Below are 16077 nucleotides of genomic sequence, written 5' to 3'. Positions count from 1 at the left end.
AAACATATAAATGAGAATAATAATAACCACATTGATTGCAGTTTTTTTACTGAATTCTTGTTCTGAAAAAGAAGTTGGTATTGGTAAAGAAATCAATATTACCGTTGAGAATAATAAGGTCGGTGCTCCTGTTACCTTAGGTATTCCTTTTCCAAAAGGGGAACTTAAATCTGTAGACCATTTACGTTTGCTGACTTCTGACGGGGTTGAAATTCCATGCCAGACGACAGAAGTTTCCAATTGGGGACCATTAGACGATAGTGTAAAATGGGCTTGGGTTTTCTTCTTTTCGGAAGAAGGAACTGAATATACGTTAGAATATGGTGATGCCATTGTTCCAATTATTTCCAAAGAGAAAATTGTTTCAACCAATAATATGAGGCCACAAGGTGGGATAGAAGTAAATACCGGTCCGCTTTCCTTTGCCATACATAAAATGGGAAATGGTTTTCTAGATGAGGTTTTTTTAGATTCTAATGCTAATGGTGAATTTGAAGAAGGTGAACTTATCGGCTCATCTCAAGGGGAGAATAGAGGTTCGTTTTTAGATATTTTAGATGATGCAGGGATAGATAAGTCAAAAGCAATTATTCATGAAGTTTTTAGAGAAAAAGGGTCGGGTCCTATGCACAACATTTTTAGAATTGAAGGCACCTATACGTATAATCGAAAAGATAATAATATTTCTCCTTTTACTATGTGGTTGCATGTGTATGCGGGTAAAAGTTATGTAAAAGTGCTACATACGTTAACCTATACCGGTGTGCCTGATAAGCATAAAATTGTTGAAGGTGAACATTATAATATTGCCACTCAGAATGAAAATATTCTTCCAGAGAACACAGTTGAAGATATTGGATGGACTCAGCCAAATGATGAAATAGCTGCAAGCGGAATTCAGTTAAAATATCATTTAAATGATGATGTCAATATTTCTATTCCTATGACCGAAGGTAGCTGGCAAGATGATGATGCTAAGGTTAGTACACAAGAAATCAAATCAAATAATAAGAATGTTGTACAACTTTTGCAACAAGGTCCGGAAAGAGCTAAAAGTACAAGTTTAAGAAGTCTCTATATTAATGGGTTCAAAAAAGATGGGAATGAGGAAATAAAGAAAGATTTTCAATTTGAGGCTACTATTACTAATGGAGATGAAAACATTGCGAAATCTCAAAGAGCTAAAGGATGGGTAAATATCGCCGATACTAAAAGAGGTGTAGGTGTAGGCATTAAGAATTTCTTAAAGGAATATCCTAAAGGTGTTAAAGTGGATCCAGTAACAAAATCGCTAACAGGAAGTATTTGGCCTCTTGAAAATGGACCAATGAATTTTGCTAGGCATAATACCGAACCTGATGGTGGTATGTTGGGCAACTTTGCTCAAGGTATTACAAAGACCACGGAATTCATCTACTATTTTCATGACAATGTTGCTACAGAAGAAGTAAGTAAAAAAATGGACTATGTTTTAGATAGTCCCGTAGCTCATGCTGCACCAAAATGGTATACCGATTCTAAGGTGTATGGTAATATGGCGCCAATGTCTACAAAATATCCTGAATTTGAAAATGCATTACAATACAGATATCAATGGTGGGGTTACAACCAAGAACATGAACCTTGGTACGGTATGTTCAATTATGGAGATGGAAAGAGTTACTATTTTAATGACCGTTGGGTTCAATGGACAAATAATGAGCCTACCGTGGATTTTATGCTTTGGACAAATTTTATGCGTACCGGAGACCCAAAATATTTTAACATGGCTCAAGCTATGAGTAGACATACCATGGATGTAGATAATATTCATTGGCCTAAAAAGAGAACATACTATGGTGAAATTAACGATGCAATAGATTTTTGGAATTATAAAGAGGAACCTGAGTCAACACCTTATTTAGGAATAGGAAGAAGACATGCCAATGAACATTGGTACGCATTATTGAGTGCACATGTTTGGATTCAAGGTTGGATCGCATCATACTATATTTCTGCTGACCATAGAGCACTTGAAGTTGCTAAAATGACGGGTGATACGTATTTAAACAGAATTTGGGGAGAGCATGATTTAAGAGGTCGAAGATTGTATTTATCAGTGCTTAACCTTGTTGAACTATATGATGCCACCAAGCTTGATAAGTATAAGAAAGAGTTAGATGAAAGAGTAAGTTTAATGTTAGAATTTCAAGAAAGACAAGGAGGTAATTTACTTTTAGATAGATATGGCTATAGTCAAACCTATGTAGCGCAAGGTTTATATAAATATCAACAAATAACAGGTGATCAAAAGGTTAGAAAGGCATTATTAGAACATGCTAGATGGGTTAGAGATGTTCCTCCGTTAAACCATGAAATGGAATCATATTTAGCCACTATATATCCACTTGTTCTTGGATATGAATTTAGCGGGGAAAAAGGATATCTAGATGAAGCCATGTCCCGTGCTGAATTTCTTAAAATCGGTGAATTGAAAAAATCGCCTGAAGAATATGATAATTCAAAAGAGTACAGTGAAGACCTCCTAGAAATATCTAACCTTCCAAACAGTAAAGGTAAATTTACCAATTGGCAGACTAACCAGGGTCTAAGGGTTTTTGGTTGGACACATGCTTATAACATTCCATATTTATTGTATGTTATGGATGAGGAAAATATTAATTAATAAATAGTGGTTTTAAAGGAGCAGACTGGGATAAAACCAGCTGTTCCTTTCTTTTTTTTTATTAATAGTATAGAACCTGTTCATGACTACAACTAAAAGAATAGGCCTTATTCTAGGTCCGTTATTATTCTTCTTCATACACTTTTATTTTGAAGGTGATGGGTTATCCGATCAAGGTCGAGATATTCTAGCCGCAACGGTATGGATAGCCATATGGTGGGTTTTAGAAGTTTTACCCATTTCCGTTACGGCATTACTTCCTATAGTCCTATTTCCATTATTAGATACAATTAGCTTAGGGGAGACTACCGCCAGTTATGGCCATAAATATGTCTTTCTATATATGGGTGGGTTCATGTTGGCCATGGCAATTGAAAAATGGGGTTTACATAAAAGAATAGCACTCTACATTATTAAAACCATAGGCACTAATATTTATACCATTGTCTTGGGCTTTATGGTAGCCACAGCCTTTCTTTCTATGTGGATATCTAATACTGCAACAACTGTAATGGTCTTACCTATGGCAATTTCAATAATCAAACAATTTCAAGAAAATCATTCAACAAAAAGGTCTGAAAAAGAAACGTTCAGTAAATTATTAATGCTTTCAATTGCATATTCGGCATCAATCGGAGGAATGGCAACATTGATAGGAACGCCCCCTAATTTGGTTTTCGCTGGTTTTGTTCAAAAAACATATGGTATTGATATTAGTTTCTGGCAATGGATGCAATTCGGTATGCCTGTAGCTATATTATTGCTGATAATATCGTGGTACTACCTCACCAGATTTGCTTATCCGCAAAAGGAAAAAACTTTTCCTGGTGGTAAAGAAGAAATTAATAGATTAATTATAGAACTCGGTCCTATGAAGGTGGAAGAGAGAAGGGTATTGGCGGTATTTGTTCTTACCGCATTCTGTTGGATAACCCGTTCTTTTCTATTGCAACGTTTTGTACCGAACATGGATGATACTATTATAGCAATCGGCTCGGCAATCGTGCTCTTTATGATACCGGCGGTTTCGAAAAACAGGTCTTTACTGGTATGGGGTGAAGCTGTTCGCATACCTTGGGGAATTATACTTTTATTTGGTGGAGGAATGGCAATTGCAAAGGGCTTTGAAGAAACCGGACTTGCTATTTTCTTGGGTTCTAAAATGATGTTTTTTGAAGGTCTGCCATTGTTTATTTTGTTATTGTTAATTATTACCTGTATTAATTTCTTAACTGAGGTAACGTCTAATTTGGCAACAACGGCAATGATGCTTCCTGTAATGGCACCACTGGCATTAACATTAGATGTAAATCCTTTCCTATTGTTGGTGGCTTGTACAACCGCTGCTTCTTGTGCTTTTATGCTACCGGTTGCAACCCCTCCCAATGCCGTGGTATTTGGTTCAGGATATCTTCGAATACCTGATATGATGCGTTCAGGTTTTTTGATGAATATGATTTCAATTATAATCATAAGTTCAATCATATACTTTTTTCTGCCTGTACTTTGGGATTTAGACGGAGTTTCTTTTAATTAATAATGTGCTTGAAATAAGCATGGGTTGAGATTAGGATAGGCAATAATTAAGGAAATGTTTTCTCGGCTTATAGTTTAGGGTAGGTATTGTGGTAGATAATATGGTAGGCTAGGGTAGACTGTTACCTATTTATCATTTAATAAGCACTAAGGTATTGATTTTGAGGTGTTTGAATGTAAATGAATTTGGGTAGGCTAGGGTAGTAATTGGTGTTAATATGGGTTTCTGAGTCATCCAATTTATAGGTTCATTTAAATGTACCTATTCTAAATCTAATATCTAGTTAATGAATAAACCTTGATTAAAGGGATGTTGCATTAAAAGTATCTCCTTGCGAAATATCCCCAGTTTCAAACCCCTTCTTAAACCATCTAATGCGTTGTTCTGATGTACCATGAGTAAATGAGTCAGGCACAACCTTTCCCGTTGACTGTCGCTGCAATCGATCATCGCCAATAGCATTGGCGGCATTCAATGCTTCTTCAAGATCACCTTTCTCCATCATTTGCGTCATACTTTGAGAACGATTTGCCCAAACCCCAGCAAAGAAATCGGCCTGTAACTCTAATCGTACGGAGTATTTATTGAATTCTTTTTCACTTAATTGTCCTCTTAGCTTATCTACTTTAGTAGTTATTCCCATTAGTTTTTGAACATGATGACCAACTTCATGTGCTATGACATAGGCCTGTGCAAAGTCGCCGGGAGCATTCATTTGCCGTTCCATATCTTCGAAAAAACTTAAATCTAGATATAATTTTTCATCACCAGGACAATAAAATGGCCCTGTGGCACTAGAGGCAGAACCGCAGGCAGATGTCACATAGCCTGTAAAAAGAACCAAGGTAGGTTCACGGTAATCATCCAAGATATTATTCCATACATCTTCTGTACTTGCCAATATAGTTGCACTAAATTCGGCTTCCTGATTCTCTTTTTCTGTACCTTGATAAGACTCGGTAGAAATGGATTGACTGTCGCCCCCAATAAAATCACCAAGGAAACTCAACGGATTGTTACCGGTTACAAACGAAAACAGAAGAAATAGCCCTACGATAATCAATCCTGTTTTTGAAAAAAGAATTTTAATTAATGGACCAAGTAACATGGGATTAAAACCTCCGATACCTTTTCTTGAACTTGACTGACCTCTTTGGTCATCGACATTTGAACTTTGACGCCTACCTTGCCATTTCATACTAACAATTTATTTGATAAATAAGTTAAACAATAATAGATCTTAATTTTGTTTTATGCTCTATGTGAATGAACCTTTAATCTTCAAGATTTCGAAGTTTAATTCTATTTAGTTGAGGACCATTCCATAATTTCATCACGTATTTCTTTCGATGTACGTTGTCTTCTTTTTGCGATACTATCAAAAATGGACGAAAAATTTTCTTTATCATATTCTGTATCGGTATTTTCAACTTCAGGATAATGGGCAAGATATTCATCCCGTACCGCTAACCATTGCTTTTCTAAATGTAAGTCAGTTCTTGAAGTTGCTACACCTCCATTATTTACGGGTTTTCCAATTGACTCTTTAGAATTTTCCGTTGATTGTTTTTTATCTTCAGTAACCATTTTTTATGTTTTAATTATTAATAAATTAAAGTTATAAAATAAAGAGTTTCTTGTTTGCTCAAAAAGTATTATGACTAACGGTATAAAAAGAAAAGACAAGTGACTGAAATAATGCATAAAGTAAACAATGAGTTTTACCGATTCTTTTTTGTAGTCAAGACAACAAGAATCAGCCTACTTTCTTAAGGTTTAACCAAAGCTTTTCAAGAATGGTAGTCAATTATTTTTCTTCGGGTAAGCACGGTGTGAGTATTACTTAACCTAGAATAGAAAATAGATTTGCTTAAGATAACCTATGGTTAGTGATGGTTTGCACTGTCGTAAAATGGCAGTTTATTATTGGTAATGACAACGAATGTGGGAGTTGTGGTTACCACTTCAAATATTATGGAATTCTATCGTTTATTTTCGGGTAGGCATAGTGTAGGTAATATGGTTGTCACGGGTAGGTTAAACTTTAACTTTGGGTAAGTGATATGGTAGGCAATGATAATTAGCAGGGTAGGAAATGGTAGATAGTAGGGTAGGCTGTTAATTGCTTATTATTAAATAAATACTAGGTTATTAATTGTTAGGTGTTGGCATCAGCTTGTTTGTCATTAATGAGATAATTGATTTTTTTCAAGCATTGTGTTAGACTTTTCGGTGTCTGCGCTTGCAAGTACCATTAAATGTTTACCATTAATTCGTACAGCTTCTAATCGGCCCTTATTAAGTTCTTCTTTTAAATGCATTTTTACTATTCTAGAAAATTGCTATTGAATATTAATTAGTAAAGGAAACTTTTGTCCTAAACGTAGTAGCTCTTTAAATTAATAAGTTACACTGATTTCAAAGTTAAGCCGGAATATAAATATGGAATACAGCACCTTCATTCACCGTGCTTTTTGCTAAAATATGTCCTTTATGGTTTTCAATTATTTTTTTGACAATAGCCAATCCAATACCTGTACCTGTGTATTCATCGTTACTATGTAAGCGTTGAAATACTTCAAATATTTTTTCACTGAATTGTTGTTCGAATCCGATTCCATTATCTGCAAAGCAAATATGGCAATACTTTTTGTTGCTATCTAAGGTTTCGACACCTGTATCTTTTCCTTTTATATGCTCACAATCAATTTTAATAACCAATGGGTGGTCTTCCTTAGCAAACTTAATAGAGTTGCTTATTAGATTATGAATGATTTGTTTAAACTGTATTGGTATTATTTTGACCTTGCATTTAATATTCAAATCGAGAGTAACCTTATTATTTTTTAATTCTTCACTTAATGTTTCTTGAACATCTTCAATGACTTCGTGAAGATTAACAATTTCATAAGTTATGTCTTCAACCTTGGTTCTTGAATAGGCAAGTAAATCTTGTATTAAGCTTTGCATTCTAAATGCCGATTTCTGCATTCTTGTAAAATCATGCTTTGCTCTTTCTGATAAGCTTTCGAAATCTGTTTCTAAAATGCGAGAGGCGAAGATTTGAATTTTACGAAGTGGTTCTTGCAAATCATGACTAGATATATATACAAAAGATTGCAACTCTTTATTCATCTTTTCAAGATCAACATTTTTATGTTGCAGTTCATTAGTTCGTAATTGAACCATGTTCTCTAATTCGTTAGTAAACATTTTTTGCTCTTGGATATCTGTACTTGTACCTACCCACATTTTTATAGTACCATCGCTATCTTTTTGGGGAATAGCACGACTTAATTGCCAACGGTATTCTCCAATAGAATTTCGAAATCGATGTTCAAGTAAAAAGTCTTTTCCAGTACTTATAGCTACTGTCCAGAGTTTAATGTTTTCTTCCCTATCCTCTGGATGTACAATTTGAATCCATCCGTCTTTATAAACTTTTTCTGGTGTTAATCCTGAGTAATCAAAAACTGATTTATTAAAATAATTCAAGTTTCCTTCGGCATCAGATGTCCAAACAAATTGGGGCATAGAGTCTGCCAATAACCTGAACTTTTCTTCACGCTCTAATAATTGCTGTTGAAAATTGCGTTCTTCAGTGATGTCACGAACAGTACCCAGTAATCTTTCAGGTTTATTATTTTCATCATAAAACACCTTTCCTTTAGCATCGATCCAATGTATAGATTGGTCTTTTCTTAGTACTCTTGATTGGTAACGTAAAGTTCCTTCTTTAAAAGCTGTTTCAAATGCTTCTTTTCGCATTTCAAGATCATCTGGATGAATATTATTCACCATATCCTCGTGCGTTAAACTAGTTTCACCATAAAAGCCTAAAATTTCATAGCATCGTTTAGAAGCTATAATATCATCCGTTTTTAAATCGACATCAAAAACCCCTAACTCACTGGCTTCAATAATAAGACTTAGCTTTTCTTCACTTTCTTCAATAACGTGCTTGGCCTTCACCATTTCAGTTACTTCAGTAGCTACAGCCATGATACCTGTAATGGTATTCTTTTCTTTTAAAGGATGATAAACGAAATTAAAGTATTTAGTTTCTGACTTACCGTGTCTATTAAAGACAACAGGAAATTCATATCCATGATATGCATCACCCGTTTTATATATGTCTGCAATTATAGGTGAAATAATATCTTTGACCTCTGGTAATGTCTCAAAAAGTGGCTTTCCTATAAACTGTTTTTTAGTTTTTTCTATAATTTCTAAATAGCTTTTGTTTGCTATTTCGACTATATGGTTTTTTCCTCTAAAAATGGTGATACCTAGTGGCGCCTGCATAACCATTCTACGGAATCTCTTTTCACTTTCTTCAACCTTAATTTTAGCTTCGTGAAGCTCTGTAACTTCTGCAGCAGTATTCATAACTGCATACACATTTCCTGATTCGTTGAATAGGGGAGTGAAGCTATAGTTGAAATAGAAAGATTTCAATTCATCATCTTTTCTCAAATCAACTCTTTGGTTTTTTGCATGAAAGGGAGTTCCTGTATGAAATACACTACGAACTTGATTGAATATTTGTTGATTTCCTAATTCTGGTAGAATGTCTGAATATAATTTACCGACCACATCATTTCCTTTCCCCCAAGCATCCATAATGGACTGATTTGCCAATGAAATCAACATCTCGTCTCCTACGTATACAGCAATAGGGAATGGAGCACTTTCGACCAAGGCTCGTATATTTTGTTCGCTCTCTTTAATCTTATTGTTTAAAAGGGCCTGTGAGGTTACCTCTGTTGCAATTATACCAAGACCATTTATATTTTCTTCAAAATCTCTCTGCGGATAAATGATGAAGTTGTAATATTTTGTACTCATTTCTCCATGTTGCAAAAAATACAATGGAATTTCAATTGCCGTAAAAGGATTGCCTGTTTTATAAACTTCTTTAAAAATATCGACATAACCTTGGTCTACCATTTCTGGCAATAATTCGAAATATGGTTTACCTATTACATCTTTTCCTTTTCCCCAATACTCAGTAATAGTATCATTGGCAATTGTTATCACTAAATCTTCACCAGATAATATGGCGATAGCAGAAGGTGATGATTGAATAAGATTATGGTAACGTGTTTCACTTTCCTCAACTTTTTCTCTTGCTAATACTCGTGTAGTAACATCTTCTAATGTGCCGTTTAAGCGATAGGCAATATTATTATCATTGAACCATGCCCTGCCTTTTGCATGTAGAATTGTTTCTTTCTTGTTGATTAAATGATTTATTCTGAACTCAATATCATAACTACCACCAGTTGCATACTCTAGCGAATTTTGAATGGCCGTGGCTACACGTTCTCTATCATTTTCTTTAATTGCATTAATCGCATCCGTTAATTCAATTTCATTGTTATTTGGCAACCCGAACCAATCTTTGAGCCTATTATTGGCTGTGAAAATATTGGTCAACGGATTATAATCCCAAGTACCTAGTTCAGCTGCGGCAATGGCAAATTCTAATTGATCTTTACTTTCTTGTAATTCTAGTTCAAAAGTCTTTTGATCTGTAATATCGATACATGAACTTATATAACCTGCAAATGTGCCATCCGTTTCAAAACTTGGTGGTCCTTGTACAAGTAACCAACGGTATTCACCTTCGCTATTTAAAACACGAAACTCATCAGTAAATGATTCTTTATTTTCAAAAGCTTTAAGGAATATATTCTTATGTTGTTCTCTATCGTCAGGATGTATTTGTTCTAACCATCCGAAGTCCAATAATTGCTCTATTTGCATACCTGTGAGCTTAAACCATGCTTCAGGAAAATAAGTAGTAGTAGTACTGGTTTTTTTCGCTTCAGTTAGTAAGGAATCTGTAGTTGGCTGTTGAAAACTGTCGTTATTTTCGTCTATGTTTTTTGAATGATTTCTTTCAGTACTATTTTCTTGTACTGTTATTAAGACACCCGCAATTTCACCCGTCGCTAATCGAATCGGACTATAGGTAAATTGGAATTGATAGTTGTCAGTTGTGTTATTTCTATAGATAGGTAACGAAATTAATTGCTGCCCAATAGAATTGCCGTTCATTACACTATTAAGTGAAGAACCTATATCATGCCAGTTTTCGGCAAAAATGGCTTGTGCTCCATTTCCTAAAGTGTTAGAATGCCTGCTTAAGCCTAAGGTTGAATAATAGCTGTCGTTGTATATTTGAATAGATTCCTTTCCCCACGCAATACACATACTATATGGGGTGTTAAGCATTACGTTGACCATCGTTTTTAATGTTTGTGGCCAATTTTTCAAATCACCTAAGGGGGTTGTATTCCAATCGTAAGACTCTATGAGTTTACCCATTTCTCCGCCACCTTGTAAAAAATTAAATGTAGTATCGTCAGCGTGCATATGTTAGTCTAAGGTTTAATAACAAAATTAGCCCTGGTAATTGAGGTTTTGTTTTCTTTGCTTATTAAATGTATTGCTTGGTTAATTACTTTTTTTAAGCACTTGTATGAGCTCGGTTTTTGAATGTAATAATGTGCACTTAAATCATATAGTTCATCAACTACATGTGTATTAAAAGATGTAGAATAAATTACAATTGGAATGGTAGATAATATAGTGGATGATTTCATTTCCTTAATACATTCTAATCCAGATTTTCTTGGCATATTCAAATCAAGGAATAATATATCAGGATAGCTCGCTACTTCGGAGGATAAATAATCTAAAAGCTCCATACCGTTATGTAATACTGTTAGAATAAAAGCTATTCCTAATTCGTCTAATGCCTCTTTGAATATATCACAATCGTCTTTATCGTCATCAACTAATAAAATGTGTTGCTTTAATTTGTGCTCCATATTAGATTGTATTAAATATATTATTACTGCTAATTATTGACGAATCTATAGATTTATTAAGTAACTAATATCTGACATTTAGGTTTTAAAAATAGCTTAATTTATTTTAATTAAATTTTAAATGAGATAAGTGTCATTTTAATTGGCGCTTGCGAATATAACTTGATATAATAAGCTAAAAATTACCTAAAGAATATTTTACAATGAACTAAATAGTATGCATGAACAGTATTAGAATTTATATGAAATTTTAATAAGTACACTTAAATTTAAATATGGTTGAATAGCAACTTGTAAGAATTACTGTATTGTAGTTTTTAACATGATCTGAATCTTTTAGAATTTTACGCTTTAGAGTTAGTTTAAATGTAAAATAGCGTAAAATTTTCTATAGTTTATAAGTATTTTTAGACCCTAATATTAGGTTTGATTAAGTTCAATAGAGCCGTAAATTTTATATATTATAATTGATAATGGACCGTATTAAAATTTATTTAGCCGATGATGATAAAGAGGATCGCGAGTTTTTATTGGAGGCTTTAGACGAAATACCACTCAGAACACAAGTGACTCAATTTAATAATGGTGTTGACTTAATGGATAAATTATTTTCTGATGAGGTACTACCAGATGTAATATTTCTTGACCTTTATATGCCGATTATGGACGGGTTCGAATGCCTGACCGATATTAGGAATTTTGCAAAATTCGCTAACATCCACGTAATAGTTTACTCTACAACATATCGACAAAGAGAAGTAAATCAGCTTAAAGAAGATGGTGCTAATCAATTCATACAAAAATCAACTTCTTTTAAGACCCTAAAAACACTGATTCATAAATCTTTATGTAATACTTCATTAAGTAACGAGCTAAAAAAAGATAACGAGTTTATAATTCTCAAGTAAACTTAATAAATTGAATTTTTTTTTTGTGAAATTTAATTCCATATTTATTAATTAAAAAAATAGCACCCTTTTGGGGTGCTATTAATATAAATATGACTGTGAATAGTTAAGAAATAGCTTCTTCATTTAAACGGTTTTCCGCAAGCTTGTCTAGCTTATTATCGGCATCATACTCTTCATCTAAGGTCTTTTGAAGCTTCTCTGCAATTTTTTTGTGGCCAAGTTCTTTGGCGAATCTTACGGCTGTGCCGTATCCAGAGATTTCGTAATGTTCTACGCGTTGAGCTTCCGCTATTAGTCCAGCGTCCATTACATCTTCATCTTCTGCCTCTTCAATAAACCCTTCAGCTTCTTTAATAAGTCCTTCCATTGCCTTACATTTTTCGCCACTCGGTTTAATGTTCAATTCATCGCAGATATCTTCCAATCTTTTTTTCTGCTCTTTAGTTTCTTTTAAATGGTCTTCAAATGCCTTCTTTAATTTTGGATCTGAAGCGTTTTTAACCATTTTAGGCAAAGCTTCCACAAGTTGTGACTCTGCACTGTACAAATCCTTAAGTTGATGTTCGAATAATTCTTTTAAATTTTTCATGTTAGTATGCTTTTTTGGGATTAAAACTTTAATCTAAATTACAGGCAGATTTCGAAATGAAGTATATCAATAAATTCAAAAATTAGCTGTAATGCGCAATTTTAAAAATCAGTATTCCTACTAATTTGAAACGAAAACAACGGTACTAAGTCTTATGCTCTTGTAATTTGTATAGTATATCAATAGTCCAAAAAATTAGGAATATTAATTACCGATTTCATTCTTGTACGTAATTATTATAAAAACAAAATGCCACCGGAAATTAGGTGGCATTTATGAAAATAAAGTGATTTTTGAATCCCGTTTTTAATACTTATCTAAGTACATAAAAGTTATTGGATTTAGTTTACTAATTGGTAGTACCGTGTAATATGGGTAAAATTTCAATTTTTTATTTACCAAGGTTTAATGGGCTTTTCGCGTAAGGTTATACTTCATTTTCCGCATCTGGTGGAAGCACCTGTTCATCTTTAACGTTTTCTTTAGGTACGGAGTTCATGAACTCATGAATCGAGGTATCAGATTTAGCACCATAATTAGCAAGCATTGTTCCTTTGCTACCATCTGATGTCTCCAGAACATAAAGCAACGACATATCCGAAGGGTTACTCATACCTTCATATCGATGTTCCTTTAAGATTGTAACCTCCTCGCAAGAATATGATTTTTTATTTGTGAGATTATCCAATCGATTGGCAACAACCCTATACTGATCAGTATAACCTATTGCCTCGTAGCGACGGATATAATCGATTTCATGTTTTGCAAATTCATTTTCCATATAAATTGATTTATAATTAAATAGTTTACACTGGTATTTCAGAAGCGGTTTTTATACGTTCCCAATTTCGGTGTTTAGCAATTGCCGAAATGAAATTGCTCGCTTTTTTGTTTAAAAAGACAGCTTTGTCATTCTTGTTTTCTTTTACAACACTATTGTCCAACAATATTTCACCTTCATTATCAGCAGCTATCGCTTTACAATGTTTGAATGCTTCGTTCACGAACTTTATAAATTTCGTTTTTTTCATGAGGCCCTCGATAGATTTTTTGCCACCTGGAATATAGACGGCATCAAAGAGGACACTTTCAGTAGTCATAATTGAAGCATCTATTTTGTATTCCATGTTTGAGTCACTAGTGACCGTACCGCCATGTGGTGATACAATTTTTACAACTGCCTTTTCGTTTTCCAAAGCTTCTTTCATTTCTTCAAATTCCTTATTATTAAAACCGTCGGCCATTAAGAATGCAACTTGGCGTGTGGCAATGGTGTCGAACTTTGTGTTGGCCTGACTTAGGGTAGGTGCCATGTCCAGATAAATTTTCTTCTTGCCTGGTTGGTGGTCTTCTACTTTGGCATCGGCGCCTATTGCCTGATTGATGGGTCTCTTTATATCATTTGGAATTACAATGCCCAGATTTGAACTGACTTCTTTTGCCAAGCTCTCATCAATTTGGGCAATAAGCCATAACATACGTTCTTTTATATGGTCATGATTGCATTTGCCAAGTTCGAAAGAATAGGCATCGGCCACATGTTGTTTCTCCCAATCAGCCAAACTTCTATAAAATAGAGCGGGTTGCGAGAAATGATCACTAAAACTCTCGCTTCGTGCCCTAATTTTTTTGGCATCGATATGTTCTTGATGGCTTTCAAAAGCACCTTCCTCCACTGAAGATAGATAGGGGCAACCGGCGCTTAATGTATTTGGAAAATAGGCTGTTTGGCCTTTAGGTATTTCCATCTGCATTTGCCCATCCCTTTGATTATTGTGAACAGCAGCAACAGGCCTATTAATCGGAATTTGGTGGAAATTAGGACTACCCAACCTTGAAAGTTGTGTATCCCTATATGAAAATAATCGTCCTTGTAGCAATGGGTCGTTCGTAAAATCAATTCCGGGTACAATATTTCCAGGAAGAAAAGCCACTTGCTCAGTCTCGGCAAAGAAATTTTCGGGGTTACGGTTAAGTACCATCTTTCCAATAATTTGAACAGGTACCATTTCTTCAGGTATAAGTTTTGTTGGGTCTAACAGGTCGAATTCAAATTTGTGTTCGTCCTCTTCGGGTACAATTTGTAAGCCGAGCTCCCATTCGGGAAATTGTCCGGCGTCAATAGCATCCCACAAATCCCTTCGGTGAAAATCGGAGTCTGCACCACTAATTTTAACGGCTTCATCCCATGTAACGGAATGTACTCCTAATTTGGGTTTCCAATGAAACTTTACAAAATGTGCTTTACCCTCCTTATTTATTAGTCGGAATGTATGTATACCAAATCCTTCCATCATACGGAAGCTGCGCGGTATCGCTCTATCACTCATTAACCAGATTTGGTTGTGAAGCGTTTCAGTTGTCAAAGAAACAAAATCATAAAAGGTATCGTGTGCTGATGCCGCCTGTGGGATTTCCTTGTTGGGTTCAGGTTTAACCGAATGGATTAAGTCTGGAAATTTCATGGCATCCTGAATAAAAAAAACTGGCATATTATTGCCAACAAGGTCCCAAGTCCCTTCTTGGGTGTAAAATTTTACTGCAAAACCTCTAACATCACGTGCCATGTCAGTGGAACCTTTGGAACCACCAACTGTAGAGAACCGAACAAATACAGGGGTTATTCTTGAGGTGTCCGTAAAAATACCAGCTTTCGAATATTTCTCGATACTCTCATAGAGTTCAAAATAGCCATGTGCTCCGCTACCGCGAGCATGGACGATGCGTTCAGGAATTCGCTCATGGTCAAAACTGTGGATTTTTTCCCTAAGTAAAAAATCCTCCAACAAGGTAGCCCCTCTCGGTCCTGCCTTTAAAGAATTGTTTGTGTCGCTAACCTTTAAGCCTTGCCTGGTAGTCAGAGCTTTATCACTGTTATCGATTGTGAATTTATCCAGTTGCTTTGATTTTTCATTACTTGCGGAAATGTTATCTTTCTTTTTCATAATGTCATCTTAATTTAATTTTTTTATAATTTATGAGTATATCTTTCGCTGTCTTTGAGGTTTTAGACCAAGCCATAATTGTATAGTTTTTATGCGAAGAGATTTGTTATACCTTACCTTATAATTTTCTACGTATTCCACGTTCAATTTTTAAACTGTTTATAAAGTCTTCGCCTTTGTTTAATAGAACCAACCATGACCTTTTAATTTATTACCTGAGTTCTAATTATTAAATATTTTACATTAAAATTATTTAGTATATAGGCAGAGCATTGACTAATTAAAACATTTTATTAACCCAAACCATATTGATTTAGAATTGATACACACAATGGGCTTATATGAAAATCAGTACATATACAAGCGTTACTTTTTGTAATGTATTAATGTTTTATACGTTGAATATTAGGAGTGAGAATAAAAAGAGATTGGAAAAATATTCAGTTGTTAAAGAGAAAAACACTGTTGAAAAATGTGTTGTTAAGGCAGGTAATTTAGAAAGTTAATAAGACATAATTTATACCATATTCTGACTTAACCTTAATTGATATTTGTTTATGTCTGATGTTGTTTTCATCAAAGAAACCTAAA

At 34.4% G+C, this 16077-nt stretch carries 10 protein-coding genes; 3 read left to right on the top strand and 7 right to left on the bottom strand.

Annotated elements, in window-relative coordinates; genetic code table 11:
* The first annotated feature begins 10 nt into the window (after positions 1 to 10).
* Together AAC084_RS08490 and AAC084_RS08485 are read left to right on the top strand one after the other, a co-directional pair.
* Positions 11 to 2665: a hypothetical protein gene (locus AAC084_RS08490; RefSeq protein ID WP_339839488.1), complete on the top strand. Its 2655-nt coding sequence runs from the start codon at positions 11 to 13 to the stop codon at positions 2663 to 2665.
* Positions 2666 to 2747: 82 nt separating this feature from the next.
* Positions 2748 to 4202 (top strand): DASS family sodium-coupled anion symporter, encoded by a 1455-nt coding sequence (locus tag AAC084_RS08485; RefSeq protein WP_339839486.1) that lies wholly within the window; start codon positions 2748 to 2750, stop codon positions 4200 to 4202.
* Positions 4203 to 4503: 301 nt separating this feature from the next.
* Here the strand turns inward: AAC084_RS08485 and AAC084_RS08480 are convergent, their stop codons facing one another.
* From AAC084_RS08480 to AAC084_RS08465, 4 genes are all read right to left on the bottom strand, one after another.
* Positions 4504 to 5400: a neutral zinc metallopeptidase gene (locus AAC084_RS08480; protein ID WP_339839483.1), complete on the bottom strand. Its 897-nt coding sequence runs from the start codon at positions 5398 to 5400 to the stop codon at positions 4504 to 4506.
* Positions 5401 to 5504: 104 nt separating this feature from the next.
* Positions 5505 to 5789, bottom strand: a complete 285-nt coding sequence (locus tag AAC084_RS08475; protein ID WP_339839481.1) for a hypothetical protein — start codon at positions 5787 to 5789, stop codon at positions 5505 to 5507.
* Positions 5790 to 6626: 837 nt separating this feature from the next.
* A complete protein-coding gene (locus AAC084_RS08470) occupies positions 6627 to 10583 on the bottom strand; it encodes a PAS domain S-box protein (protein ID WP_339839479.1) in 3957 nt (1318 codons plus the stop codon).
* An 8-nt stretch (positions 10584 to 10591) separates the two neighbouring features.
* Positions 10592 to 11041 carry a response regulator gene (locus AAC084_RS08465; RefSeq protein WP_339839476.1) on the bottom strand — a complete coding sequence of 150 codons (450 nt, stop codon included), beginning with the start codon at positions 11039 to 11041 and terminating at the stop codon, positions 10592 to 10594.
* Between the two features lie 473 nt (positions 11042 to 11514).
* Here AAC084_RS08465 and AAC084_RS08460 point away from each other — a divergent pair, with 473 nt between their 5' ends.
* The gene (locus AAC084_RS08460) at positions 11515 to 11949 is read left to right on the top strand and encodes a response regulator (RefSeq protein ID WP_339839474.1); all 435 of its coding nucleotides are present in this window, start codon (positions 11515 to 11517) and stop codon (positions 11947 to 11949) included.
* Positions 11950 to 12055: 106 nt separating this feature from the next.
* On the opposite strand, the gene AAC084_RS08455 is transcribed toward AAC084_RS08460, so the two are convergent.
* From AAC084_RS08455 to AAC084_RS08445, 3 genes are all read right to left on the bottom strand, one after another.
* A complete protein-coding gene (locus AAC084_RS08455) occupies positions 12056 to 12541 on the bottom strand; it encodes a ferritin-like domain-containing protein (protein WP_339839471.1) in 486 nt (161 codons plus the stop codon).
* Between the two features lie 427 nt (positions 12542 to 12968).
* Complete coding sequence (locus tag AAC084_RS08450; protein ID WP_339839469.1) at positions 12969 to 13322, bottom strand: hypothetical protein; 354 nt, start codon at positions 13320 to 13322, stop codon at positions 12969 to 12971.
* Between the two features lie 25 nt (positions 13323 to 13347).
* Complete coding sequence (locus AAC084_RS08445; RefSeq protein WP_339839467.1) at positions 13348 to 15486, bottom strand: catalase; 2139 nt, start codon at positions 15484 to 15486, stop codon at positions 13348 to 13350.
* Between the last annotated feature and the right edge of the window lie 591 nt (positions 15487 to 16077).

Origin of the sequence: uncultured Maribacter sp. (assembly GCF_963977385.1) — a bacterium.
Lineage (GTDB): Bacteria > Bacteroidota > Bacteroidia > Flavobacteriales > Flavobacteriaceae > Maribacter.
Note: the sequence above shows the minus strand (reverse complement) of the source record. Positions and strands in the feature narration are given on the sequence as shown.